Raw genomic sequence first — 25477 nt, 5'->3', positions numbered from 1 at the left:
AAATGAAGTTTGGGTATTGGAGTCCGGTGTTTGGCAGTTGGCTTAGGAATGTAGATGATGATAGCACGGAGTGTTCTTGGGAGTATATCCGCGATTTAGCAATAAGGGCGGAGAATCTAGGCTATACACTCACCCTTGTGCCAGAGCTGTATTTAAATGACATTAAGGGTGAAAAAGCCCCAGCCCTTGATGCGTGGGCTATCGCTAATGGTTTGGCAGCGGTTACCAAAAAGATTGAGATTCTAGCGGCTTTGCGTCCGCAGTATCATCAAGTAGCACTCACTGCCAAGCAGATTGCTACCATTTCACAGATTTGCAATGGGCGATTTTCTATCAATATGGTATCAGCGTGGTGGGAAGAGGAGGCTAGGCAATATGGCATAAACTTTGACGCACACGATGATAGATATACGCTCACACACGAATACACCGATGTTTTACGCGGATTTTGGAGTAAAAGTCCATTGCATCATAGCGGTAAGTATTTTAGCTTTGAAAATTCCTATAATGAGCCTAAACCGCCTAAGATTCCGCTTGTATATGCCGGGGGAGAGAGCGAGATAGGTAGGAATGCTATCACACAATTTGCAGACTTTTATCTCCTGCACGGCGGCACACTTGAAGAGGTGAGAGCAAAAATTACTGATATGAAAGAGCGAAAGAAAAGGGCAGGATTGCCGCCATTTAAGGGCTTTGGTATGGCGGTGTATATGATTGTGCGAGATAGCGAAGAAGAGGCACAAGAGGAGCTAAAGCGAATTACTACCATTAAAAATTACGCCGATTATGAAAACTCCTATAAGAATTTCACAGGCAATTCACAGCTTGATGTGGAGATTAGTAAGCAGGAATACAGCGTGTCTAATCGCGGTTTGCGTCCAAATCTAGTTGGCACGCCGGAGAGTGTGGCACAAAAGATTAGAGCCTATAAAGAAGCAGGGCTAGATTTGCTTATCATTCAGTGTGCGAATATGCAAGAAGAGCTAGAATATATCGCTAAAAAGGTTATGCCGTTGGTGTGAGAAGCTTAAGCGCAGCATATCAAGCTTGAAACCATATTTATTTTTGTCCTAGATTTTAGCAGTCGCTAGAATCTAGGAAGGCTTTTGCTTTATCTCACACACAAACACACATTCTTTATGCTCTTTGAAGCTTGTTTTTCTATCTGTTTTGCCGCTGCTAAAAGGCGTGTGTGGGAATGTGAAAAGCGTTGTTTTACCGCTAGATTCTAAGATATTTTGCAAGGCTTGTAGAGAGATTTTATTTGCACTTGAGCTTGATTTGGAATTATAAGTATTATTATAGGTTACTACTAAGATTCTAGCGATGTTGCTAAGATTTGCAACTAAATCTTTGAACGCCTCTTCTGCTCTAGCTGTGCAGTATAGACTTAAATTTTCTGGCTTTGGTTTTAGGGCTATGCCATAGAGTTTTGGGCTATGGTTTTTGGCTAGGGTATCTAAAAAGTGATAGAATCTGCTGTATTGCCTAGAGTTATAAGGCGGATCAATAAAGGCAATATCAAGCTTTGTATTTTGTGCGCGAAGCAATTTTGCAAGGGTATTAGAATCTTGCTGATAAATCTCTGTGTGTATATGTGGATTTACATAAGGCTTAATAAGCTCAAATTGCAATCTATCTTTTAGCATTGATTTTTTGCGATAAGCATCATAATGCCCCACCGTATTTGCGACTTTATCCACGCTATAAAGTAAGCTTGCAAGCAGGATAAAATATTCTTTTTGATTGATTGCTTTTGTATGTAAAAGCTCTTGTATTTTCTCTCGTATATATCCCATAAATTTGCAATCATTATGGCTAAAAAATGTGCCACTAAAATGCAGAGAATAGTAATTTTCACCTAGCATAGCAGAATCTAGCTCTAAAAATTCCTGCCTTATAGAATCCAACTTTTCTTGGCTAAAAGACTCTTTAGCAAAAAAGCCTTGATATATCACAAAATTCGCATATAAAAAATCATTGATATAAAACTGCTTAAATTCTGGCTTTTGCATAAAATAATGGCTCACCACACCTGTCCCAGCAAACACATCAAAAAAGCGTAAATCACTCTTTTTAGTGTAGTCAAAACAATGTATAAGCGCGGAATCAATATGTGCTAAAAGCTTTGTTTTTGCTCCTGTATATCGGCGATTATGGGGGTTAAACATTGATTATTTCCATAAAACTTTTAGCTATCTTAAGCTTATGTATAAAATCTACAATATCAAGGTTGTAAATAGCTAAATTTTCATCAAATTTTAAAAAGGCTGCATAGCGTTTAGAATCCTCAAAAATTTTAGGAGCAATAAATAAAGCAAAGACTTCTTTATCTTGCGATTTTTCTTTATGCTCCCTTAAATGTCTGCTAATAGGCAAAAGTTCATTATTTACCTGTCCCCTACCACATATCAAACTTACTTCCACAAGAGATTCTAATGTGTTATTTTTGCAAACAATATCAGGCATATTGCCACTTGCGTGGCTTTTAGGTATGCCCTCATCATCAACACTATAATTTGGCAAAACAATCAAATCTATAAAATGTTGCTTTAAAGCAATCGCACTTAAAAATTCAAATCTTGTAGGCTCTGGGATAAACTTAAATATCGCATCTTTGCTTGATGATTTTTTGCTACTTAAAATGTGTAATTCTTTATAAATTTGCTCCTTTGTATAGCGATGAGCAAAATCTTGTAGGGCTTGTAGTCTAATATCTTTTTGTTCTTGGTATGATATTTTTTGTAAAGATAATATGTGAGAATCTATATTTCCCATATATGTAAAATATTCTTCTTTTGAAGTGAAGTCTGGCTGTTTTGTATAAGTTTTTAGTATATATTCTATTTTTTGATTTTCAAAAGTATTAAAGTCAATAAATCTGCCACCTCCGCGCAAAGAGATAATGCCTGTAATTCGCATTTTGCGGATATAATCATCAATGCCTTCAGCACAAACTTGAGAGATTTTAAAGCGTGTTGTATTTGTAGATTCTAAAATTTCTAAACAAAGCTCATAAGCATTCTCATTAGAATAATTAAAGCTAGGATATTGTGTTCTTAAAGATAAAATTTTATGCGCTAAATCTTTAGCATTATTATCTTTCCAGCACAAAAATAAAACAATTTCTAGCCTATGAATCTTAGAATCTCCACACAAATTTTTAAGTTCTTTCATTGTGTTTAAAAGCAAAATTAAAGGCATATTTGCATTAAGCGTATTTCTAAATGGATTGTTACTATAATATTTCATTAGACAATTAAGAAAAACATTATTTATTTTTTCATCATTGCTTGGAGTCTCTCTATATGCGTCAATCAACAAATGCCCTGTGTTTGAGATTTGCAAAGGCTTATCCATAGCATAAAAACAAAACCCAAATTCCATACATAGCTTATACCAAGTATCAAATCTTGAATCCCAACCTTTAGTAAATCCTGCTTCTTTATGTTTTTGCGGTGAATTTGTGATAATTTCTTGTATTTCTTGCAGGTTAAATTCTCTATCAGATTCTAATACTTCTTTAAAATGTCTTTGTGCATACATAGGGGTATAAAGTTTTTTCTGTATAAGTTTTTCTACAATGCTCATAATAATTGTATGTGTCAATAAGTGATTTTCATAAGGCAATAAAACCTCTAAAAATGCAGGCATACGCTCTGGATTTCGGATAGTTGTGCTAAAGGATAAAAGTTTGTATTTCTTACTTCTAGCTTTTGACATTGCTTACATATACCTCTTTAGAATCTTTTTTAATAGAATTATCATTAAAGCTTATGTAATTGCTTTGTATTGTGTGGCTATGAAAATCTTGCATAAATGTTTGTAAAAGCGTGTTTGTTTTGCCTTTGTGAATTAAAAGATTGCTTAGCCCCCATTGCACTCCTTTAGAATCTAGCTTTTTTAAAAGCGTATAAAGCTTAGATTCTAAAGTTTCATTCCATAGCTTATTATACTCGCTACCGCTAATAAGATAAGGTGGATCAAAATAGATAAAATCCCCTTTTTCACATTCTAAAGATTCTATAAAATCTATAAAGTGAATATTAAAAAAATCTATATTTTTATTTTCCATAAAATGAAAATAATCTTGCAAGGCTTGATATACATTAGCATTAAAATCCACATTGCCAACAGGCAGATTAAATTCAGCCTTACTATTAAATCGCAAAACACGATTAAAGCCATAGATAAGCAGCACATAAAGTCGCAAAAAATCATTTTTATTTGTATTAAAGTCTTGCCGCAATTGTTTGTAAGAATCCTTATTGAATTCTGCGAAATAGGTTTTCTTATAGCGTGCTTTTAGTGCTTTATCTGGCGTGTTATTTAAAAAAGAGCAAGAGAGATTATAAGATTCTATCAAGTCAAAAAGCTTGTCAAAAAAGCCCTGTGTATCCTTGCTGTGTTGTGCTAAAAATCTATGCAAAGCAATGAGATTAGAATCTATATCATTAAGTTTATAAGATTTTGCATTGATATTTAAAAATGAGCTTCCGCCACCACAAAATGGCTCGATATAAGTATTTATCATCTTTGGAAAAAGCTTTTTAAGTTGTGGCATAAGCTTATATTTATCGCCGACATAAAACAAAGGCGAGCGGATAATAGTATTATTTTGCCCAGAATCCTTGTAAGGCAAGTCGTGATAGGTGAATAAATTTATTTGTTTTAAAGCCTGCGTCAAATATTTTCCTTAAAAATTAACTTGGTGAATTTTACAAAAAGAATCATTAAGCTTAAATTGTTTTTTACACTCCCACCAATAAATCTACACAAGCCCCCATTTCTCTTGGGCAAAGCGGCAAGATTTGCGGCAATAGCTTTGCCTTAGAGTCTGTGTAGTTAATAGGGCTTTGAATGGGTGTAAAATATGAAATATCTTCACAAACTTTTGTCAAATATAATCCCTTATTAAGTAAGACTAGTTACCTAAAGATAAGTTGAAATGCTAGTATTTTACATAATGCTTGTGTAATTTTATCCTTATTATGATGAAACTTAACAAGTTTTGAGTAGAGATTAGCAAGCAAGGATATAGCGTGTCTAATCGCGGTTTGCGACCAAATCTAGTTGGCACACCGGAGAGTGTAGCACAAAAGATTAGAGCCTATAAAGAAGCAGGGCTAGATTTACTCATAATCCAATGTGCTAATATGCAGCTAGAATATATCGCTAAAAAGGTTATGCCGCTTGTGTAATGGGCTTTAGACTAAGTTTAGATTCTAGCGGCTAGAATCTAGGGCTATATTGATCCCCAAAGCCCTACAAGCTAGAATCCACTTCAATCACTCACCTGTAACAATTGTCGTGCGCTTAGTGTAAATATAGGGGAAGCCATTGCGCGCGAAGTCTGTGGTAGCGATTTTCTCTATCCCGCCATTGCGCGCAGCAGCGGCGATCGTGCAGTCTCCAAAGTCAAAAAAGTAGAAAAAGTTCTTACATATCCCTATGCCCGTTTTCTTACTACTTGCCATACCTGTGGCACTCCCGGGCGTATAGACCGTGCCACAGCCATAGAGTAAAAAAGCTAGCATAAACGCGAGACTTTTGCGCATTATTTTTGCTTCTTTTTTGCCTGATTTTTTGCTTCTTTTTTGCCTGATTTTTTTGCGCCATTAGATGACTTATCAAGCTTTTTGGATTTTTTAGACTTTTTGCCTTGTGCCTTGCCTTCGATGATAAAGCGCAGGGCATTAAGCTTGATAAAGCCTGCGGCATCTTTTTGATCATAGACGCTATCTTCTTCAAAGGTGCTATATGCCGCGCTAAAGAGTGAGTTGCTAGACTCTCGCCCTAGCACCATTACGCTGCCTTTATACAGCTCTAGGCGCACAAGCCCATTTACGCTTTTTTGCGTGGTGTCAATGAGAGCTTGCAGAGCTTCTCTCTCCTTGCTAAACCAAAATCCATTATAAATAAGACTCGCATAGCGCGGCATAAGCTCATCTTTTAAATGCGCTTCTTCTCTATCAAGCGTGATAGATTCTATCGCGCGATGTGCTTTTAGATAGATCGCGCCACCCGGTGTCTCATAGCAGCCGCGTGATTTCATACCGACAAAGCGGTTTTCCACAAGATCAAGCCTGCCGATGCCGTGTTTAGAGCCTAGTGCATTGAGCTTTTGCCAAAACTTCGCAGGGCTTAGCCTTTTGCCATTTATCGCTATGCCATCGCCCTTTTCAAACTCTATGGTGATGACTTCAGGCGTATTGGGGGCATTTTTAGGGCTGACACTCCACCGCCACATACTCTCTTCTGGAGCTTGGCTTGGGTCTTCAAGATTCTGCCCCTCATAGCTAATGTGCAGCAAATTTGCGTCCATTGAGTAGGGGGACTTTTTCTTCGCATTCTCAATGGGGATTCCAGCCTTTTTGGCATAGGCTAAGAGCTTTTCTCTGCTATTTAGGTCCCACTCTCTCCACGGGGCGATGACCTTAATCTCCGGGTCTAGCGCATACGCACCTAGCTCAAAGCGCACTTGGTCATTCCCTTTACCTGTGGCTCCGTGGGCGATCGCATCTGCACCGACTTTTTGCGCGATTTCTACAAGCCTTTTGGCAATCAGTGGGCGCGCGATACTTGTGCCCAGCAAGTATTCCCCCTCATAGATTGCATTAGCACGGAACATCGGGAAAACAAAATCGCGGATAAACTCTTCTTGCAAATCTTCTATGAAGATATTTTTTGCCTTAATGCCAAGCTTTAAGGCTTTAGCGCGCGCTGGCTCGACTTCCTCGCCTTGCCCAATATCTGCGGTGAAAGTTACCACCTCGCAGCCATAAGTATCACCAAGCCACTTGAGAATCACGCTTGTATCAAGCCCGCCACTATATGCTAGCACTACCTTTTTTACTGCCATTGCTACTCCTTTGTGCGTTATGGATAGTCGATTATAGCAGATTTGGCTAGAGCTTAAGAGCTTTAGGCTAGATTCTAGCTTGAAGCAAAGCTCTCGTGCAAGGGTGGATAGGCGCGCTAAAAACTTGTGCCACTGCGCCTTGCTCCACCACCTGCCCAGAATCTAGCACGATCACTTCTGCACACATCGCCTCTATGACATTAAGATCGTGGCTTATGACAATATAGCTTAAGCCAAGCGCACATTGCAGCCCTATAAGCAGCGTGATAATGTCTTTTTGCGTGCTTTTATCAAGTGCGGAAGTGGGCTCATCAAGCAGCAGGATTCTAGCCCCACTTGCCAATGCCCTAGCAATGCACACGCGCTGGGCTTCTCCACCGCTAAGCGTGTGGCTATATCGATAGAGAAAGCTGCTGGATAGCCCTACTTGCTCTAGCAGCTCTATAGCCTTTGGGGTAAGGGCTTTGGCTTTTTTCGCCTTATAGCTCTCTCTAGCTTGCAGAGCTTCTTGTAAAATCTCTAGCACGCACATTCGCGGATTAAGGGCTAAAAGCGGATCTTGGAAGACGATTTGCACCATAGAGACAAACGCTTTATCGCGCTTTGTGCTTGTGTAGATAAGTGGCTCTTGTGCGGCATTTGGCAGGCAAAGCTCTCCACTATGCCCCTCTAGCCCCAAAATCCCAAGGGCTAGGCTAGACTTCCCACTCCCACTAGCTCCAATGATACCAATGCTATCCCCCGCTCTTAGTCGCAGATTTACCCCCTGTATCGCTAGGGTTTTGCGCCTTGTGAAAAAGCCCTTAGTCGTGTAATACACGGCAAAGTCCCGTAGGTCTAAGCACACCTCGCCCGCACTAGAATCTACTTTTTTAGGTAGGGTTATGGCGGCAAGGAGCTTGCGTGTGTAGGGGTGTGTTGTTTTGGCTTGGCTGGAGAATTGGGCTTGGTTTGGTTTGGGCGTTGGCTTTTTGCGAAAAAGCGGGGAGTTTGTGTCTCGCTGCGGAGATAGACCGCAAGTCTTATCCCCTTGCTCACCACTGCACAACCCCACTTTTTCATCAAAAATCCTGCCGCCTGCGGTGTTTTGAGAAAACATATTTTGCGTGTTTTCATCGTCATTGCGAGACACTGCGCTAGCAGTGGCGTGGCAATCCATTTTCGCACTAGAATCCACTTGTGTGGATTTGTGGATCGCCACGCTTTGCTCCCGCAAAGCTCGCAATGACGAGCAGGAAGCGCGACTTTCTTCTTCTAGGATTCTAGGAATTGCGGTGGGGCTTTCGTAGTTTTTAGCAAATTTTGGGGCAGAGCAAGAGTCTGCGGTTGTCCCAAAATTTGCTAAATCTGCGAAATGACTACTTAAAGCGCAATCCCCCAAGTCGCTTTTGGATTCTAAGATTGTGGAGCTAGAATCGTGGCTTTTCAAGCCGCGTGCGGAGATAAGGCTAGGTCGCCTATCGCACAAGCGCGGCGAAGAAATCCACGATTCTAGCCCACAAGCTGAATCCATTATGTTGAGATGATCGCAGATTTTCCCCCCTTGCATCACATACACCCTCCCCGCAAACCTCCCTATCAAGCCCAAATCGTGCGTGATAAATACAATTGCCATCTCTGTAAAAGAATCTAAAAGTGCTAGAATCTGGCTTTGTATATGCGCATCTAGCGCAGTTGTAGGCTCATCGCAGATAAGAAGCCTAGGGCGCGCCAAGCTCATCATCGCAATGCACACGCGCTGGGCTTGTCCGCCGCTAAGCGTGTGGGGCAAGCGGTGCTTCAAAGTGGATTCTAGCCCCACAGATTCTAGTGCCTGATCGATTAGGGTTTGATACTTGGCTTTTGGTGTGTGTGGCAAATGCAAGGCACACATTTCTGCTAGCTGCTTTCCTATGGTGTGGAGTGGATTTAGCGATAGCTTTGGAGATTGGGGGATATAGGCGATTTTTTGTGCGCGGATCGTGCGCCAAAGGGGCGAGTTTATGGGGATAGTGGCTAGATTTTGCTCTATGCCTTGGAAGCGGATCTCCCCGCGCTCATTGCCTTGCACAAGTCCCATAAGCAGCTTTGCTAACAGGCTCTTCCCACTGCCAGACTCCCCCACAATCCCCACACGCTCATTTGCCCACACTTCTAGTGCTATATCTTGCAGGGCAAAATCCCCAAACTCTGCACACAAATCCCGCACACACAGCAAAGGCACGCTAGGCTCTAAAGCAGACTTCATCGCCGTTGCACGCTAGGGTTTAGCATATCTCTCACCCCCTCGCCAATAAAACACAGCAAAGAAAGTAGCAACGCCACCGCGCTAAAGCCGCTTAGGGCTAAATGCGGAGAGGCAAGATTGTTTTTCCCCTGCTCTAGCAGCTCCCCTAAGCTTGCACTCCCCACAGGCATACCAAAGCCCAAGAAATCAAGCGTAACAAGCGTGCCAATGCTCCCCACCATAAGAAAAGGCACATAAGCAATCGTGGCGATACAGGCATTTGGCAAAATATGCACGAGCATTATACGCATATCACTAGCCCCCAAAGCACGCGCAGCTTTGACATACACACTCTCACGCACCCTAAGAAACTCCGCCCGCACAATCGCGCTTAATGGTATCCAGCTAAAAGCTAGCACAATGCCTAGAATCCACCAAAAGCTAGGAGTAACAAAGCTTGAGAGAATGATGAGTAAAAAGAGTAGCGGGATACTTGCATACACTTCTATCCCCCTTTGCCCGATGAGATCGATTAGCCCTCCATAATATCCCTGCAGCCCCCCAATGCCAATGCCAATCACCACACTGCATACACTCACAATCAGCCCAAAGGCTATGCTTGTGCGCAGACCATAAATGAGCCTTGCTAGCACATCTCTAGCTTGATCATCAGTGCCTAGCCAGTGCTTGCTTGAAGGTGGCGTTGGAGCTGGGGCGTGCAAATCTAGCACGATAGTGTCATAGCGATATGGGATAGGGGCTTTTAGCACGAAGCTATCACGCAAAAGCTCTTGCATATATGGGTCGTTATAATCAGGCTCGGTGTAAAAATCCCCGCCGAAAGTGGATTCTGGGTAGCTCTGCCATAAGGGGAAGTAAAAATGTCCGTTGTAGTAGATAAGCAGGGGCTTATGATTAGCAAGCAGTGGTGCTAGCAGGGCTAGAGCACAAAGCGTGGCAAAAAGATAGAGCGAGATTCTAGTGCGCGAGTTTGTGGCGAAGATTTTCCAGCGATTTTTCCACAAGTGCAGGCGGTGGTGTGCCAAAGCCCTAGAATCCACTTTTGCCAAGCCTTAGCACTGCCTAGCATATAACATACATACTAGAAGCAAAAGAAGGTATATCATCTAGTAGCAGCTCTTTTCTCACCGCTTGGGCGCGATCATTTCCTAGCAAGTAGCGCGCAATCTCTAGGGCGAAAAGCGGCGCGCTAGCAGGACCAGAAGCAGTGATTTGAGAGCCGTGCGTAAGGACACCTTCTTGTTGATAGTGCAGATTTTGGGCTTGGCAGCTCTCATAGCAAGAAGACTCACAGCCCGGATAGCAGGTGAAGTATCCCTGCAGCACATTGGCGCGTGCTAGCACAATGGGTGCGGCACAAATAGCAGCGATAAGCTTGCTAGCCTTAGCAAAATCCTGCAAGATTGATGTAACTTCAGCACTCGCGCTAAGATTTTCCACCCCCCTAAGCCCACCGGGCAGGGCTATGCCGCTTAGAGATTCTAGCGTGCTAGAATCTAGGCTTGCTAGATCATAAGGTGCTAGTATCTCTATATCGTGTGCGCCTTTATATGCCCTAGCACCGCTAATGCCAGCTAGCAGGACATTGACCCCACATCGGCGCAAAATATCCACCACACTCACGCACTCAATCTCCTCAAAGCCATCAGCTAGGGGGACTAGAATGGATTTAGCCTGATCTTGGATCGCTTGCATAATCACTCCTTTACTTTGTGTGTGGGCATTGTAGCTAATGTTTAAAAATACACGCGCAAATAAAGCGCGATGATGGCTCTCTCAACATAGCAAGCAGGACTTAGAATTAAGGTGGCAGATGCGCTTACTTCGCACTCATTACTTTGCCCTACTCTACAAGGCAAATAGCACAAGGTAGAGTGGCTTTGTGCCTGTCGGCTGCTTGCGTTTTTTTTTTTTTTTGTGATAGGGTTGCGCCCTGCATTTTGGTGCAAAATTTAACACAAAGGACTTCTTATGGCAGAGACAAATACGGCAGCAGAAAAAGTTGTAATTGTAGGAAAGAAAAAGTCGCCTGTGCTTGGATTTTTCCTAAGCTTCTTTCTTGGATTTTGGGGTGTAGATAGATTCTACAAAGGCGAGATGGGACTAGGGCTGCTTAAGCTTTTCACGCTTGGTGGGCTTGGGATTTGGTATGTTATTGATTGGTTTGCTGTGCCTATGGGGATTAGCTCAAATAATAAGCATATAGAATCGCTTGAGCTTATGGCTGTGGCTACGGCTAATTCTTAATCTACTTTTAGATAGGCTCACAAAGTTGAATAGGAGCAAAAATGGCAAAGGTTGTTGTAGTTAGTGAAAAATCTGCAGTTTTAGGTTTTGTGATCAATCTGCTTGGGCTTGGATTTTTTGGCTTTGATAGATTCTATAAGGGGGATTTTATCCTTGGGACTTTTAAGCTGATAATGGGGGTATTTATGGCTATTGGCGGCTTATTTTTTGGTTTTTATTTGGTAACCGATGAAGCTTCGCAAGCTATAGAAAACGGCAATACTTTTTTGCAGTATTCTCGTTATGTGGTTGGTGGGTATTTCTTTTTGTGGATTTTTGATTTTATCCTTGTGCCACTTGGGATTATCAAAGATAATGCCAAAAAACGAGCCAAACTCGCTATGTCTTAGGGCTTAATCAAGGGTGTGCAAATTTCATTAGGTGATAGATAGCTTTGCGATACAAGGGCTTTGAGCCTTGTATCGTAGCCATAGAATCTAACAAGATTCAAAACTACAATAAGGAGTGAAAAATGGATATGCAAGAGCTAGTTAAAAAGCATATAAAATTTACAAGTCAGGGGGATTTTATAAGAAGTGTAAAAACACTTAAAGCTAGATATAACCTTAGCGATAGTGAAGCAGAAGCTTTTGCTAATAGCAATGAAATGGAGCATATTAAGCTTATGAAGAGTAAATTTACACACAAACAATCTAGTGCCAAAAGACAAGGTATAAAGTTTGGATTCAAAAATTTTGAGGAATTTTATTATTGGTATGAAGCTCAAGGGGATAGGTGCCATTATTGCAATACGGAATTTGCATTGCTAAAAAAAGTGTTTGCTAAGGAGCTTTTAGATTCAAAAAAGTTTAATAGCACACCACATATGGAGCGTAAAGATTCTAATGCTGGGTATAGTGTTGATAATTGCGTGTTGGCGTGTTCCTTATGTAATAATGCTAAAAGTGATATGACGAATGATAAAAATTTCAAAACCTATTTTGGCGAAGCGATAGGGAAGTTTGTCGCTGATTTATATAGTGGTATCATCACAAATAAATAAGATTCTATACAAAAAGAAATAGAAAATTTAGCATATAGATTCTACAAACCCCCCGCTAGTCTTGCCACCACTACTCCACACAGCGTATGTAAATATATCCTTATGTATAGCCATAATTCGCATAGTAGTCTATATGCTCATGCGTATAGCTTAACTCTCTCTAAGGCTCTGCGATTTGCTCCACACTTACATAGTGAGTGGAACGCCCTTTGCTTTAACCACTACCAAAACACCACTTAAGGATAGCCTAGATGAGCATTGTAAGGACACAGCCAGTACACACAGCCAAAAGCCCTAGAATCCAGACCCGCACATCACGCAAGGCGCGCGCGATCACCGCACTAGCACTAGTGGCTAGCGCGCTAAGCCTAGCCCACGCCCTAAGCCCAGAGATCGACTTCAATCCCCCAGCCTATGTCGATGAAATGCCTAGCAAAGAGTTCCTCCCAGCTCCTGCGCAAGCAGGCTCACTCTTTGGGCAAGGCGATCGCCCACTTTTTGCCGATAGGCGAGCTATGCGCCCAAATGATCTTATCACCATCAATATCGATGAGAGTTCCAACGCCTCACTCTCTAGCTCCAAAGACTACACAAGCACAAGCGGTGGCGCAGTCAATGCCCCTGTGCTAGGCTATAATGGCAGCGATGAGCAAGCCGCCAAAGACACCCAAGACCTAAACAACCAAACCAACTACACCCTGCAAAAAACCGCCGATAACTCCAACTTCAAAGGCAGCGGACAGCAAAGCCGCAATGACGCGCTGAAATTCTCAATAACCGCTAGAATCCTAAAAGTGCTAGAAAATGGCAACTACTTCGTCTATGGGCACAATGAAGTGCTAATCGATGGCGAAAAGCGGCTAGTAACCATTAGCGGCGTGATCCGCCCATATGACATCGAGCGTGACAATAGTATTTCATCAAAGTTTATCGCAGACTCCAAAATCGCCTACACAAGCATTGGCGCGATCGGGCAGACCAACCACAAAAAAGATGGCACAAAAGCCATAGAAGATGAATTTCCATTTTAAGCAGATTCTATGCCAAATGCCGCTGCTTTAAGCCCTAGCGCGCCAAAAACTATCGCGCTAATCCCAGCGCGAAGCGGAAGCAAGAGAATCCCACATAAAAATATCAAGCCCTTTTGCGGCAAGCCCATCATCGCCTATCCTATCACCACTGCGCTAGAATCTAAGCTTTTCTCACGCGTAGTGGTGAGCACAGACTCACAGCAAATAGCCGATATTGCCCAAAGCTATGGCGCGGAAGCTCCATTCCTACGCCCAAGCTCTTTAAGCGATGACTTCACGCCCACTGCCGCGGTGGCACGCCACGCGATCAAAGAGCTAGGGCTAGATTCTAGCTCTTGCGATGTGCTTTGCGTGATCTACCCCACTGCCCCACTTTTGCAAGCAAGCTTTCTCGCTCAAGGCTTGCAAGCTCTGCTAGATTCTAGCGCGGCATATAGCTTTGGCACTCTAGAGTATAGCTACAATCCTTACAGAAGCTTTAGCATTGATGAGCGCGGTATTGCTATGCTTTTCCCCAAGCACTATCTTAAACGCTCCCAAGATCTGCCTAGGATCTACCACGATGCCGGGCAGTTCTACTTCGGGCGAGTGTGGGCGTGGCAAGACGAGCTAGCCATATTTGCGCCGCACTCTTGCCCAATCATTCTCCCCCACTCCCTAGCCCAAGACATAGACACGCTAGAAGACTGGAATCTAGCAGAGCTAAAATACCGCGCCCACCTAGAATCTAGCTTTTTAGATTCTAGCTCTGCTGCTAGGCTTCACCAAACCACAGGCGATGGCTACTAGATTTAAGCTTGAAAGCTTATAATACGCACTATTTACACCAAGGACTTGTATGAAGCAGCTCATCACCACGCCCATTTACTATGTCAATGATGTCCCCCACATCGGACACGCCTATACGACTATCATCGCTGATATGCTGAAGAAATACAAATGGCTTAGGGGCGAGGAAGTGTTTTTACTCACAGGCACTGATGAGCACGGGCAAAAGATCGAGCAAGCCGCCAAAGCAAAGGGCAAAAGCCCCAAGGCTTATACTGATGAGATTAGCGGGCAGTTTCGCAGTTTGTGGGATTTGATGGGGATTGATTATGACTACTTTATCCGCACCACAGATGAGCCGCATAAGCAAGCGATTGTGCAAGTGTTTGAGCGACTATGTGCTAATGGCGATGTGTATTTGGGAGAGTATGAGGGGGATTATTGTGTAAGCTGTGAGAGCTTTTTCCTAAATGTAGATTCTGGGATTTGCCCAGATTGCGCGGGGAGCAAGCCACTTAGCAAGATCAAAGAAGAGAGCTACTTCTTCGCCCTAAGCAAGTATGAGAAAAGGCTTTTAGAGTGGTATGCAAGCAGTGAAGATGTGATCTTGCCCAAATATCGCAAAAATGAAGTAGTGCGCTTTGTAGAAAGCGGCTTGCAAGATCTCTCCATTTCTCGCACAAGCTTTGAGTGGGGGGTCGCCCTGCCTAAAAAGAAAGGTGCGCAAAAGCAGCATATCGCGTATGTGTGGCTTGATGCGCTCTTTAACTATATGAGTGCGCTTGGGCTTTATCAAGGCAACAAGGCGGAGTCTAGCGAGCTAGAATCTAGCCTAGATTCTAGCTCTTTATCAGTGCTTGGAGAGAAAATGCCATATTGGGAGTGTGCCACACATATCGTAGGCAAAGATATTTTACGCTTCCACGCGGTGTATTGGCCTGCATTTTTGATGAGTCTAGGGCTGCCTCTGCCTAAGCATATTTATGCACACGGCTGGTGGATGCGCGATGGACAAAAGATGAGCAAGTCGCTTGGCAATGTGGTTGATCCTAAAGCTTTCACCAAAGCTTATGGAGCAGAAGTGCTGCGCTACTATTTGCTTAGAGAAACACCCTTTGGGCAAGATGGCGACTTTAGCCAAAAGCTCTTATGTGAGCGGATCAATAGCGAGCTAGCAAATGATCTAGGCAATTTGCTGCATAGGTTTTTAGCTATGTGTGCGAAATATGCTCCAAAGCAGGCTGGCAGCCGCTATATGCTGGATAATAAAGAAGTGGCGGAGTTTGTTGTAGAGCATTATGGCGATGAGCTCAAAACTCAGTGCAGTATCATAGATGAGATAAACAGCGGGCTAATAGAATCTATGCAGATAAAAGCATATATAGAAGCTATTTGGAAGCTGCTGCATTGTAGCAATGCAATGATCGCTAAATACGAGCCGTGGAATCTCTTTAAAAATGGCAAATATATGGAGCTAAATGCGATTTTAAGCTTTGTGGGATATACCTTGCTAAAGGTCGCGCACGCGCTATATCCCATAATGCCAAAGACTGCTAGGACTATCGCTAGCGCATTTTGCCAAGAAATCTCACCAGCTTCTTATATCTACTATATCAAGCAAGATAAAATATTTCACTTCTCACTTGAAGTGCATACAATGCCTCCCCTTTTCCAAAAGCTAGATTCTATGCTAGTCCCAGAAGCCGCGCTAGAATCTAGCCCCACTCAAAAAGCGCAAGTAGATTCTAGCTCCACACTAGAAGATGGGCTTGCAAATCTTGTGAGCATAGAGGATTTTAGCAAGCTTGATATACGCGTGGGGGAAGTGCTAGAAGCAGAGCCTGTGCCTAAATCTACTAAGCTTTTGCGCCTAAAGATTGATCTAGGCGAGAGCGAGCCTAGAGTCGTGCTAAGTGGTATCGCGCAATACTACGCCCCACAAGATCTGCTCAACACGCAAGTCTGTGTCATAGCCAACCTAAAGCCTGCCAAAATTATGGGGCACTTTAGCTATGGAATGATACTTGCTAGCAAAGATGATGAGTCCCTATCGCTTGTGCGCATAGATGGGAAGAGAAAAAATGGGAGCAGGATAAGCTAGTGCAGGAAGTTACACAAAAAGTCCAAGATATTGTCGAAATCATCAATGGCGAGCTGATCAACTCTCCAGCTATCGGGGGGTTTAGCGGGTATTGCACAAAGCTTGAGAATATCAAGCGAGGCAGCCTATTTTTCGCCGCGCACCCTAGAGATATAGAGCCAGCACTTGAGAAGGGTGCGTTTGGCATTGTGTTTGATAAGTTTTTGCAAACAAGGCTCAATGACGATGAAATCGCGTGGGTTAAGGTAGAATCTATACAAGATGCCATTATCCGTCTTGCGCGCTTTGAGCTGCTAGCGCGCTCTATCCGTGTGATCACCACCAACCCCACACAATACCTAATCGCCAAATCCCTAATCCATAGCAAAAGTGTGCTGTTTTTTGATGAGAGTCCCATCGACTTGCTTGATGTGGTTGAAGAAGTGCGCCCCGCAATCATCATCGCCAAATCCCAGCAAGTGCTTGATCTAGCTCTAGAGCCTATCCCCTGTGAGACTCCAGAGCAGCTACCCTTTGAGCTAATCACGCCGATGTCGATGTTTGAGATTAAGTTCTACTACAAGCTATACTCTTACAAAATCTCCCTGCCTTGTGTGTTTGTCCCAGAGCTTGGGGCTGTTGTGGATCTATGCTTGCGCGAGCATATCGAGTGTGATTTCGCACATTTTGAGCCTAGCTCCACACTCCTGCCAATCTCTCTAACCAACGATGCTAGAATCCTATCTTTTGGGCAGAGCTCACGCGTGATTATCCCCACAAATGATGAAGAGATCTTTATGCGCTATGGTGAGTTTCTTAGCAAAGAAGCCAAATGGGCGAAAGTCGTGGTGTTTGTCCCTACAATCCTTGATGATGAGCAAAGATTCTACGCCCTTTACAATCAGCGCAACAACCACCCACTCCAAGCAATCCGCTATGACTCATCTAATGAGCTGCCCCTACTGCTAAAAACCACAGAATACAACTTCGGGCTAATCTTTGGCATAAGCACGCAGGGGCTAGTTTTTGTGCTATCACAAACCCCACAAGAATATGCCCCCACACTTTTTTAATGCCAAATCCACTAGAATCTAAACATATAGCTCCCCTATATCGCGCTATCACAGAGCTTGATAAAATCGTGCCAAAGGGTTGCGCGAGCTTTAGCTATGAAAATGGCGTGCGAATTAGCAGCGAGCTATTTGATAAGCCGCTAGATTCTAGGGGGCTTGAGCTTTGCACTATGGTGGGTGAGCTAGCAGAGCTAGAGCAAGCCCACACGCTCCTAGACTCTCACACACTAGAATCTAAGCATTGTGTGCTTAGCGCGCTAGCCCTGCTAGCCTATAAGCTTAAAGGCTGGCGCAAAGGTCCTTTCACCCTTGCTAGCCCTAGCTGCTCACTCCACATCGATAGCGAGTGGCAGAGCTATATGAAGTGGGATCTGCTAGCACCCTTTGTGCGCGCAAATGGAGCAAAGATAGCAGATGTGGGGTGTAATAATGGATTTTATATGCTAGCAATGTCCGCTAAGGCATTGCAAGAAGCAGGAGAGAGTGCTCCTTATAGTAGCAAGGGAGCTTGCGCGCGGATTTATGGCTTTGACCCTAGTGCGCTGTTTTACTGCCAATTTGCCTTCATCAATCATTTTGTAAATCTGCCCATTACTTATGAGCTTTTAGGGGTGCAGGATCTGCCTAGCTTCACCAAAAAAGAGAAGTTTGATGTGATTTTTTGCCTAGGGGTGCTCTATCATCGTAGCGATGTGTTTGCCTGCCTAAGGTCCCTAGCCCAGAGCCTAGACAAAGGCGGGGTGGCGTTTATCGACACGCTTATCTTTGATATAAACGATGTAGCTAGCGCGCTAGATTCTAGCGTTAGTGGGCTTCCCCTAGTCCTTAGCGTGCGCCAAAGTTATGCTAAAATGAGCAATGTGTATTTGCTCCCAAGCCTTAGTGCATTAGAGGGCTGGTGTGAGCGGTGTGGGTTTGAGTGTGTGGAAGTGCTAGCGATTATGCCTACAACCACGCAAGAGCAGCGCAAAACACGCTGGATAGACTCTCTAAGCCTAGAGAATTTCCTAGACCCAAATGATAGCAGCAAAACCATAGAAGGCTACCCAGCACCCAAACGAGCCTATATCAAAGCAAGGAGAAAATAATGGACGAAGAAGAGTTCCAAGAGCGGCAGATTGTAGGCGATAGGGTCGTAGGCACGACAATCAATATGCACTTTTGCGGGCAAGTGGGGGAGATGAGCAAAGATAAAGCACAAGTTACACTCACTACGCGCGAAGATATGGAAGTAGAGCCCGGGATCACGCACACAGGCTTTGTGCAAGCAGCCGCAGGCTTTGCCGCACTATGTGCGATCAACAAAAAAAACTCCATCATTATCGGCTCTGATGTGAAGTTCCTAGCTCCTGTGGAGACAAATCAAGTCGTCGAGCTAAAGGCAAAGACAATGCTTGGCGATATGCGCAAATGCGAAGTGAAAGTAGAAGGCTTTGTGCTAAATATTAAGATTTTTGATGGGCTATTTTATATCGTAATCTTTGACAAAAAACTCTTCAAGCTTAAGCTTAAAGACGACAAGGAGCTTTGATTGGTCATCGTGCTTGTAGTCGATAGCTTCGCGGATAAAAGCAATGGCACTTCAATGACAGCCGCGCGCTTTGCTAGCGCACTTAAGGAGCGGGGGCATAGTGTGCGCGTAGTCGCTCCCTATGTGCAAGGAGATGGATTCTACCCTGTCAAGGAGCGGTATATCCCCATTGTTACAGAAGTCTCAAAAGCGCAGCATATGGTCTTTGGCAAGCCTGATGTAAAGGTGCTAGAGCAAGCCATTAGAGGCGCGGATATTGTGCATTTGTTTTTGCCCTTTAAGCTAGAGCAAGTCGCCTTGCAAGTGGCAAAAAAAATGGGCGTGCCATATATGGCAGCCTTTCATCTCCAGCCAGAGCATATCACCTATAATATCGGCTTGCAGAAGTTAGCCCTGCTTAATCGCTTCATCTTCTGGCTTTTTAAACACCGCTTTTATCGGTATATCGCCCATATCCACTGCCCTTCCCAGCTCATTAAAGATGAGCTTGAGAAAGCTGGCTATAAGGGCAAAAAGTATGTGATCTCTAATGGCTTTGACCCTAAGTTTAAGCCATTAGATTCTAGTGGCAAGCCTAGCGATGAGCTTATCCATATCACAATGGTTGGTCGCTACTCTAAAGAAAAGCGACAAGATCTAATCATCAAAGCCATCGCGCAAAATCCTTATAGAGATCAAATCAAGCTCCACCTAAAGGGCATAGGACCACTAGAATCTAGCCTAAAAAAGCAGGCAAAGATCCTGCCAAATGCGGTGGATTTTGGATTTTTACCACCAGAAGAGCTAATAAAAGTCTTGCATCAAAGCACGCTCTATATCCACGCTGCTGAAGTAGAAGGCGAGGCGATTGCAGCACTAGAGGCGATAAGCTGCGGGGTCGTGCCAATTATCGCAGACTCTAAGGTCTCGGCTACTAGGCAGTTCGCGCTAGATTCTCGCTCACTTTTTAGAGCTGGAGATGCGAGTGATTTGAGCGAGAAAATCACCTATTGGATAGAGCATACACAAGAGAGAGAAGAGGCGAGCAAGCTCTATGCTAAGTCTGCGCAAAACTACACCCTAGAATCCTCCATCACCAAGGCTATCGCGATGTATGAAGAAGTGATACACGACTATCAAGCACAAAGGAGCTAAATGCCAAAGGAACAAACGATAAACAACCCAACCCTTTCACCAAAATCCCTACAAATTGTAGAGAAAATCCTAAGTAAAAACGACAAAAAAGCCAACCAAATGCGCGAAGTGTATGCGCGCGATAATCTCTATGTGATCAATCTTATGAGCTCGCCCGGTAGCGGGAAAACGACTTTGCTCGAGCATTTTGCAGCGATTAAGGCGGTGGGGGAAGATAGCTTTAGCTTTGCGGTGATTGAAGGAGACTTGCAAACCAATCGCGATGCCACTAGGCTAGAATCTAAAGGCATAGCCGCCCACCAGATTCTAACAGGGGCTGCCTGCCACCTAGAAGCCGCTATGATAGAAGACGCCTATAACGCTCTAAAGGCGCGAAATGCGCTTAGCGTGGAGTATCTTTTCATCGAAAATGTGGGGAATCTCGTATGCCCAGCTAGCTATGATTTGGGCGCGGATCTTAATATCGTCTTGCTCTCAAGCACAGAGGGCGATGATAAGGTGCTAAAGTATCCTACGATGTTTTTATGCGCTGATGCGGTGGTGATTTCTAAAAGTGATGTGTGTGAAGTGTTTGACTTTAACATCGCTAAAGTGCAAGAAGATCTAGCAAAGCTAAAGCCCGATATCCCGCTGTTTTGCACAAGCAGCAAGGATAGTGCGAGTATAGAAAATCTCGCGCGATTTATTGTAGATTGCAAGAAAGGTGGCTATCATTCTAGCCATTCTTTCAGCTAAGGAGTGTGTATGTGCCTAGCGATCCCTTCTAAAGTGCTCTCCATAAATAGTGAGACAAACACCGCCACCATCGAAACGCTAGGTGTAAGCAGGGAAGCAAGCCTAGATCTTATGCAAGAAGAAGTGCAAGTGGGCGAATATGTGCTGCTGCATATCGGCTATGTGATGAGCAAGATCGACACGCAATCCGCACTAGAATCTATAGAGCTCTATAAGCAAATCGTGCAAGAGATAGAGCGGGATATGGAGGAAGAAGAGCTCGATTAAACCCCAAGAGACTATACAAACTACCAAGGAGCAATAATGCAAACACTTAAGATTTTTCAAGCGGCTTGGCTGGCATTTGCCCTACTAGCAGGGGCTAGTGTGAGCGCAGGAGCTAGTGATTCTAGCGTATTAAATGGCTACTATATGACACATATAGGTGATAGTGGGCGGCAGAGTATTGTGGAGTTTTTCACTAAGAATGGCAAGTTTTATGCCTATGGATTTGCCAATGTCGATGGCAGTGGTCCTAAAAAAGACAGCAAAAACCCAGACCCAAAGCTAAGGGAGCGATACGACAAGGGCGCGGTATTTGTCTATGGGCTAAAGAGTGATGGCAAAGGCAGCTTTAGCGGTGGGGAGGTGTATAACTATGATGATGGCAAAACCTACCACCTAAAAATCACTAAAGATTCTAGTGGCAAGCTAACTTTGCGTGCGAGTATCGATAAGCTAGGAATGATGGGGCAGACACTTACTTGGACGCCGCTCACACAGGAGCAAATCGCCAAATATGAGGGCGAGAAGCCAGAGCCAAAGGTTGTAGAGGACTCTTACCAAGCATTGCCACAAGCGTTTAAATAAGGCTGTGAAAAAGTGGATTCTACAAATACTCCAAAGAGTCCCGCGCTTAACACAAAGCTCCTTTTAGAAGGCTTCCGCGATAAAGATGCGATCCTAGCCCTTAAGCGCGAGATACACGCTATCGCCAGAGATCTCCCAAAGCCACTTTATATGATGGAAGTGTGCGGCGGGCATACGCACACACTTATGCGCTATGGGCTAAACCAGCTCCTACCAGAATCTATCCAATGTATCCACGGACCGGGCTGCCCTGTGTGCATAATGCCCAAAAATCGCATCAACCAAGCCTACACCATCGCTATGCAAAATGATGTAATCCTCCTAACCCTAGGGGATATGATGCGCGTGCCCGGATCGCTAGGGAGCTTGCAAGATGCTAGGGCTAAGGGGGCTGATGTGCGCTTTGTGTATTCGCCTATGCAAGCCCTAGAAATCGCTAAAGCCAATCCGCAAAAGCGCGTGGTGTATTTTGCCATAGGGTTTGAGACAACCACGCCAATGACCGCAGCAGTGCTTGCACGAGCGATAGAATCTAAGCTTACTAATCTCTTTATCCATAGCAATCATGTCTTAGTCCCGCCGCCTTTGTATGCGATTTTAGGCAGTGGAGATTCTAAAATTAACGCCTTAATCGCGCCATCACATGTAAGCGTGATCGCAGGCTCTAAGATTTATGAGCCAATTTTTGAGCGATTTGGCATACCCATTGTGGTAAGCGGCTTTGAGCCTGTGGATATGATGGAGAGCATCGCGATGATCGCACGCCAAGCCGTGTGCAATGAGCCTAAGCTTGAAGTGCAGTATAAACGCGTAGTAACACGCGAGGGCAATACAAAAGCCCAAGAGCTTATGCGCACTTATTTTGAGCCAAGAGAGAGCTTTGAGTGGAGGGGCTTAGGGGAGATAGCAGGCTCAGCACTGCGCTTACGCGATGAGTTTAGCGCATTTGATGCAGAGAGAGAGTTTGCAAATGTGCTAGACTACACGCCAATAGCAGACAACAAAGCCTGCCGATGTGGCGATATTTTGCGCGGTGTGGCAAAGCCGCTTGATTGCAAAGTGTTTGGCAAGTCCTGCACCCCAGAGCACCCACTAGGAAGCTGTATGGTAAGCAGTGAGGGGGCTTGCGCGGCGTATTATAAATACGGGCAAGCTCTTTAGATCTAGCTAGAATCTAAGCTCTAGCAAAGGCTCATAAGCGTGTGCGCTAAGCTTGATAGCACTTGCGCACTAGAATCTAGGAGCGTGCCAGCTTGCTCGCTGCTAGATTCTACCGAGCCTTGTGGAAAGATACGCAGTAGCAAAAAGCCCTGAATCACAAGCAAATTGATAATATCGATGAAAAATGCCCCCACAAGCGGGACGATCATAAATGCCGCGTGGCTTGGACCATAGTGGTTGGTAACTGCTTGCATATTGACCATAGCCGTAGGCGTAGCCCCAAGTCCAAACCCACAATGCCCCGCTGCAAACACACTTGCATCATAGTCTTTGCCCAAGAATCTAAAGGTTACAAATATCGCATAGGCTATCATCATCAATGTCTGCACGACCAAAATCACAATAAGCGGCAGCGCAATGTCTGCTAGCTGCCAGATTTTGATAATGAGAAACGAAAGAGCCAAGAAGAGTGCCAAGCTCACATTGCCCAGCACGGATACTTCCCTATCAAAGACGTGGTGGATTTTAAGCGCGGCTAGGGCATTGCGCAAGATAATCCCGCAAAACAAGCACCACACAAATGTAGGGACATTGATCCCTAGTTGATCGCGCAAGGTAGGCGCGCTCACTTGAGTCATAAAATTCCCCACAAGCAGACAAATAGCAATAAGTGCCAAAGACTCTAAGAAAGAAGCAGTGGTGATGAGCCGCTCCTTTTGCGGGGCTTCAAAGTTGCTCGCTAGCGTGTTTTGCTCACTAGTATCGCTTGGGGCTAAGACTTTGCCTTGGTTTGGAGTTTGCAGCTTATGCCTGCGTATAAGGAAACGCGCGACAGGACCACCGATAAACCCGCCCATCACAAGCCCAAAAGTCGCGGCTGCAAGCGCAGCTTCTCTGGCGTTGCTAAGTCCATACTGCTTGTTTGAGAAAACATCTGCCCAAGCCGATCCCGTGCCGTGCCCCCCACTCATCGTAATAGAGCCGCCAAGCATACCTACTAGTGGATCTATCCCCATAGCAAGTGCCAGCCCCACGCCCACGATATTTTGCAAAAACAACAGCCCCACCACAATCACCAAAAACAGCACCAAAAGCCGCCCGCCCTTTTTCAGCGATGAGAAGTCCGCACTTAGCCCTATGCTTGAGAAAAACGCCAGCATTAGCGGATCTTTCAAAGCTTCATCAAATGTGATATGCACAGAAAAATACTTATAGCCGATAAAAATAGCGATACAGACAAACACGCCCCCCACAACAGGCTCTGGCAGATCAAAATCCCGCAGAAATTTAATGCGCGCTAACAGAAACCGCCCAAGCAGCAGCACCGCCACCATAGCCACCAGCGTGGAATAAAAGTCCAAAGAATACTCTCTCATATCAAACCCTACTTAAAAAATACGCGTGGAAAATACGCGCACCTAGTGTGCCACAGCACAAAAAAAGCGAAAAATACAGCAGGCTACTGCGGATTAGTGTCATTGGGAGAGTCTTTACCCGCAAGATCTTCCCCCTCTTTATACCACTTAGAAATAGGCTCGGCAATGCTATATGCTGGGTATTTGAAGCTATCTAAGACAATTTGCGCCATTGTTTGATTATCAAAGTTAAACACTAGGGGAGCTAGAAAGTTAATTGTGGATTGCTGGATTGGCGTTTGCATTACCATAATATTGGCGACAAAGATATTTTTCGCATTTTCTAGGTCTAGCAGAAGCTTTATAGCCACGGGCACTTCGAAGTCATACTCTCGCAAGATGAAAGGATTGACAAGCACAAATACCGGTGCTTGCGCATCGACATTACTCAAGCGCATAAAAATCTCATCGATTTTTTCAAGCTTCATCTTCACAACATCTTCAAAGCCTAAAATAGGCGACTTGACTTCAAAAACCATCACGAACCTTTAAATTTGCAAACTTAAGTTAGTCGCCGATTCTATCTAATTTTTTGTGAAAATCAAATATACACCGCGGATATTCTTGGGATTTTGCTACAATCTAGCCGCGATCTATCTAGTAAATGAGCGGGAGAATCTATGCGGATTGATAGCTTTCTTAATGCCACAAATATTGTCAAAAAGCGTTCAATCGCACAAGATATGTGTGCAAATAATATTGTCGAGATAAATGGTGTGCGCGTAAAAAGCAGCAAAGAAGTGCGCATAGGCGATGTGATCACTCTCTACTTTCTCACTTATAAAAAGTCTTACAAGATCCTAGCTATCCCCACCACGCGCACCACGCCCAAATCTCTCTCTGCGACTTTTATACAAGAGATCCCCACACAAGAGTAGCAAACATAATGCAGCAAAAGACTATAAGCTTTGTAGAATCTCATTGAGCTGGATTGTCTTTTCTTTTTGACTAAGGAGCGTTTTTTCAAGCGTTTCTAGGGACTTTGGGCTGATGTATTCTAGCAGTTCTACAATATGGCTATATTTAGCAAGATTTGGGTCTTGTAAGCAGAATCTTTGAAGCATTTTGTGCGGTGAGCTTTGGGAGAAAAGCTCCTGCTCATACACACCCAACGCATCGGCGATAAATGGAATCATATCTGCCTTTAGCTCGATATTACCATTAAGATAGGCATAAATGCTAGAGATTGTGGGCGTCTCACCCGTTTTATTTGCACGCAAGCCCAAGTCTATAAGGCGATTGACAAGCTCTTTTTTGCTTAGATTTTTTCGCTTTAGAATCTCATTTATTTTATCAATAACTTTCATTCCGCTTTCTTCTAC

General features: G+C 44.1%; 29 protein-coding genes. 17 read left to right on the top strand and 12 right to left on the bottom strand.

The window, feature by feature from the left end; all coding sequences use genetic code 11:
- Positions 1–2: 2 nt before the first annotated feature.
- Positions 3–1022 (top strand): LLM class flavin-dependent oxidoreductase, encoded by a 1020-nt coding sequence (locus F4V45_RS04315; RefSeq protein ID WP_150337221.1) that lies wholly within the window; start codon positions 3–5, stop codon positions 1020–1022.
- A 72-nt stretch (positions 1023–1094) separates the two neighbouring features.
- Here the strand turns inward: F4V45_RS04315 and F4V45_RS04310 are convergent, their stop codons facing one another.
- The 4 genes from F4V45_RS04310 to F4V45_RS09420 all read right to left on the bottom strand — a co-directional run bounded on the left by F4V45_RS04310 (position 1095) and on the right by F4V45_RS09420 (position 4901).
- Positions 1095–2171, bottom strand: a complete 1077-nt coding sequence (locus tag F4V45_RS04310; protein ID WP_150337220.1) for a DNA adenine methylase — start codon at positions 2169–2171, stop codon at positions 1095–1097.
- Positions 2164–3723 carry an AlwI family type II restriction endonuclease gene (locus tag F4V45_RS04305; protein WP_150337219.1) on the bottom strand — a complete coding sequence of 520 codons (1560 nt, stop codon included), beginning with the start codon at positions 3721–3723 and terminating at the stop codon, positions 2164–2166. Before F4V45_RS04305 ends, F4V45_RS04310 begins: the two co-directional genes overlap by 8 nt.
- The gene (locus F4V45_RS04300) at positions 3710–4564 is read right to left on the bottom strand and encodes a Dam family site-specific DNA-(adenine-N6)-methyltransferase (protein ID WP_150337245.1); all 855 of its coding nucleotides are present in this window, start codon (positions 4562–4564) and stop codon (positions 3710–3712) included. The genes F4V45_RS04305 and F4V45_RS04300 overlap by 14 nt, the downstream gene beginning before the upstream one ends.
- 187 nt (positions 4565–4751) lie before the next feature.
- Positions 4752–4901 carry a hypothetical protein gene (locus tag F4V45_RS09420; protein ID WP_170235164.1) on the bottom strand — a complete coding sequence of 50 codons (150 nt, stop codon included), beginning with the start codon at positions 4899–4901 and terminating at the stop codon, positions 4752–4754.
- A 141-nt stretch (positions 4902–5042) separates the two neighbouring features.
- Here F4V45_RS09420 and F4V45_RS04295 point away from each other — a divergent pair, with 141 nt between their 5' ends.
- A complete protein-coding gene (locus F4V45_RS04295; protein ID WP_246145039.1) occupies positions 5043–5201 on the top strand; it encodes a hypothetical protein in 159 nt (52 codons plus the stop codon).
- 87 nt (positions 5202–5288) lie between these two features.
- On the opposite strand, the gene F4V45_RS04290 is transcribed toward F4V45_RS04295, so the two are convergent.
- The 5 genes from F4V45_RS04290 to F4V45_RS04270 all read right to left on the bottom strand — a co-directional run bounded on the left by F4V45_RS04290 (position 5289) and on the right by F4V45_RS04270 (position 10784).
- Entirely contained in the window at positions 5289–5558 is a 270-nt protein-coding gene (locus F4V45_RS04290; RefSeq protein WP_150337218.1) for a TRL domain-containing protein, read from the bottom strand.
- Positions 5558–6862: an argininosuccinate synthase gene (locus tag F4V45_RS04285; RefSeq protein WP_150337217.1), complete on the bottom strand. Its 1305-nt coding sequence runs from the start codon at positions 6860–6862 to the stop codon at positions 5558–5560. Before F4V45_RS04285 ends, F4V45_RS04290 begins: the two co-directional genes overlap by 1 nt.
- Before the next feature lie 67 nt (positions 6863–6929).
- Entirely contained in the window at positions 6930–9089 is a 2160-nt protein-coding gene (locus F4V45_RS04280) for an ATP-binding cassette domain-containing protein (protein WP_150337216.1), read from the bottom strand.
- Entirely contained in the window at positions 9086–10099 is a 1014-nt protein-coding gene (locus tag F4V45_RS04275; protein ID WP_150337244.1) for an ABC transporter permease subunit, read from the bottom strand. The genes F4V45_RS04280 and F4V45_RS04275 overlap by 4 nt, the downstream gene beginning before the upstream one ends.
- Before the next feature lie 52 nt (positions 10100–10151).
- Positions 10152–10784: a DJ-1 family glyoxalase III gene (locus F4V45_RS04270; RefSeq protein WP_150337215.1), complete on the bottom strand. Its 633-nt coding sequence runs from the start codon at positions 10782–10784 to the stop codon at positions 10152–10154.
- A 276-nt stretch (positions 10785–11060) separates the two neighbouring features.
- Between F4V45_RS04270 and F4V45_RS04265 the strand changes: the two genes are divergently transcribed.
- From F4V45_RS04265 to hypD, 14 genes are all read left to right on the top strand, one after another.
- Positions 11061–11336 (top strand): TM2 domain-containing protein, encoded by a 276-nt coding sequence (locus tag F4V45_RS04265; RefSeq protein WP_150337214.1) that lies wholly within the window; start codon positions 11061–11063, stop codon positions 11334–11336.
- A 41-nt stretch (positions 11337–11377) separates the two neighbouring features.
- A complete protein-coding gene (locus tag F4V45_RS04260) occupies positions 11378–11725 on the top strand; it encodes a hypothetical protein (RefSeq protein ID WP_150337213.1) in 348 nt (115 codons plus the stop codon).
- A gap of 122 nt (positions 11726–11847) precedes the next feature.
- Positions 11848–12378, top strand: coding sequence for a hypothetical protein (locus F4V45_RS04255; RefSeq protein ID WP_150337212.1), 531 nt, complete (start codon positions 11848–11850; stop codon positions 12376–12378).
- A gap of 251 nt (positions 12379–12629) precedes the next feature.
- Positions 12630–13409 carry a flagellar basal body L-ring protein FlgH gene (gene flgH / locus F4V45_RS04250; RefSeq protein WP_150337211.1) on the top strand — a complete coding sequence of 260 codons (780 nt, stop codon included), beginning with the start codon at positions 12630–12632 and terminating at the stop codon, positions 13407–13409.
- Positions 13410–13418: 9 nt separating this feature from the next.
- Entirely contained in the window at positions 13419–14198 is a 780-nt protein-coding gene (pseF, locus tag F4V45_RS04245; RefSeq protein ID WP_150337210.1) for a pseudaminic acid cytidylyltransferase, read from the top strand.
- A gap of 49 nt (positions 14199–14247) precedes the next feature.
- A complete protein-coding gene (gene metG, locus F4V45_RS04240) occupies positions 14248–16278 on the top strand; it encodes a methionine--tRNA ligase (protein ID WP_150337209.1) in 2031 nt (676 codons plus the stop codon).
- Positions 16278–17330: a hypothetical protein gene (locus tag F4V45_RS04235; RefSeq protein WP_150337208.1), complete on the top strand. Its 1053-nt coding sequence runs from the start codon at positions 16278–16280 to the stop codon at positions 17328–17330. Before metG ends, F4V45_RS04235 begins: the two co-directional genes overlap by 1 nt.
- Positions 17330–18418 carry a tRNA 5-methoxyuridine(34)/uridine 5-oxyacetic acid(34) synthase CmoB gene (cmoB, locus tag F4V45_RS04230; protein WP_150337207.1) on the top strand — a complete coding sequence of 363 codons (1089 nt, stop codon included), beginning with the start codon at positions 17330–17332 and terminating at the stop codon, positions 18416–18418. The genes F4V45_RS04235 and cmoB overlap by 1 nt, the downstream gene beginning before the upstream one ends.
- On the top strand, positions 18418–18861 hold the full coding sequence (locus tag F4V45_RS04225) for a hypothetical protein (protein ID WP_023929779.1): 444 nt from the start codon (positions 18418–18420) through the stop codon (positions 18859–18861). Before cmoB ends, F4V45_RS04225 begins: the two co-directional genes overlap by 1 nt.
- Positions 18862–19995 carry a glycosyltransferase gene (locus tag F4V45_RS04220; RefSeq protein ID WP_150337206.1) on the top strand — a complete coding sequence of 378 codons (1134 nt, stop codon included), beginning with the start codon at positions 18862–18864 and terminating at the stop codon, positions 19993–19995.
- Positions 19996–20730, top strand: a complete 735-nt coding sequence (gene hypB, locus F4V45_RS04215; RefSeq protein WP_150337205.1) for a hydrogenase nickel incorporation protein HypB — start codon at positions 19996–19998, stop codon at positions 20728–20730. It begins immediately after the preceding gene.
- Between the two features lie 9 nt (positions 20731–20739).
- Positions 20740–20997 (top strand): HypC/HybG/HupF family hydrogenase formation chaperone, encoded by a 258-nt coding sequence (locus F4V45_RS04210; RefSeq protein ID WP_150337204.1) that lies wholly within the window; start codon positions 20740–20742, stop codon positions 20995–20997.
- Positions 20998–21033: 36 nt separating this feature from the next.
- Complete coding sequence (locus F4V45_RS04205; protein ID WP_150337203.1) at positions 21034–21579, top strand: DUF2147 domain-containing protein; 546 nt, start codon at positions 21034–21036, stop codon at positions 21577–21579.
- Between the two features lie 12 nt (positions 21580–21591).
- Complete coding sequence (gene hypD / locus F4V45_RS04200; protein WP_150337202.1) at positions 21592–22740, top strand: hydrogenase formation protein HypD; 1149 nt, start codon at positions 21592–21594, stop codon at positions 22738–22740.
- Between the two features lie 20 nt (positions 22741–22760).
- Here hypD and gltS read toward each other — a convergent pair whose 3' ends face one another.
- Both gltS and fliW read right to left on the bottom strand, forming a co-directional pair.
- Complete coding sequence (gltS, locus tag F4V45_RS04195) at positions 22761–24116, bottom strand: sodium/glutamate symporter (RefSeq protein ID WP_150337201.1); 1356 nt, start codon at positions 24114–24116, stop codon at positions 22761–22763.
- An 83-nt stretch (positions 24117–24199) separates the two neighbouring features.
- A complete protein-coding gene (gene fliW / locus F4V45_RS04190) occupies positions 24200–24634 on the bottom strand; it encodes a flagellar assembly protein FliW (RefSeq protein ID WP_023929772.1) in 435 nt (144 codons plus the stop codon).
- A 141-nt stretch (positions 24635–24775) separates the two neighbouring features.
- Here fliW and F4V45_RS04185 point away from each other — a divergent pair, with 141 nt between their 5' ends.
- Positions 24776–25033, top strand: a complete 258-nt coding sequence (locus F4V45_RS04185; RefSeq protein WP_023929771.1) for an RNA-binding S4 domain-containing protein — start codon at positions 24776–24778, stop codon at positions 25031–25033.
- Between the two features lie 21 nt (positions 25034–25054).
- Here the strand turns inward: F4V45_RS04185 and F4V45_RS04180 are convergent, their stop codons facing one another.
- Positions 25055–25462: a helix-turn-helix domain-containing protein gene (locus tag F4V45_RS04180; RefSeq protein WP_150337200.1), complete on the bottom strand. Its 408-nt coding sequence runs from the start codon at positions 25460–25462 to the stop codon at positions 25055–25057.
- Positions 25463–25477 lie beyond the last annotated feature (15 nt).

The organism is Helicobacter canis, assembly GCF_008693005.1.
Lineage (GTDB): Bacteria > Campylobacterota > Campylobacteria > Campylobacterales > Helicobacteraceae > Helicobacter_B > Helicobacter_B canis.
The sequence above is the reverse complement of the archived record's forward strand: the minus strand, read 5'-3'. Positions and strand labels throughout refer to the sequence as shown.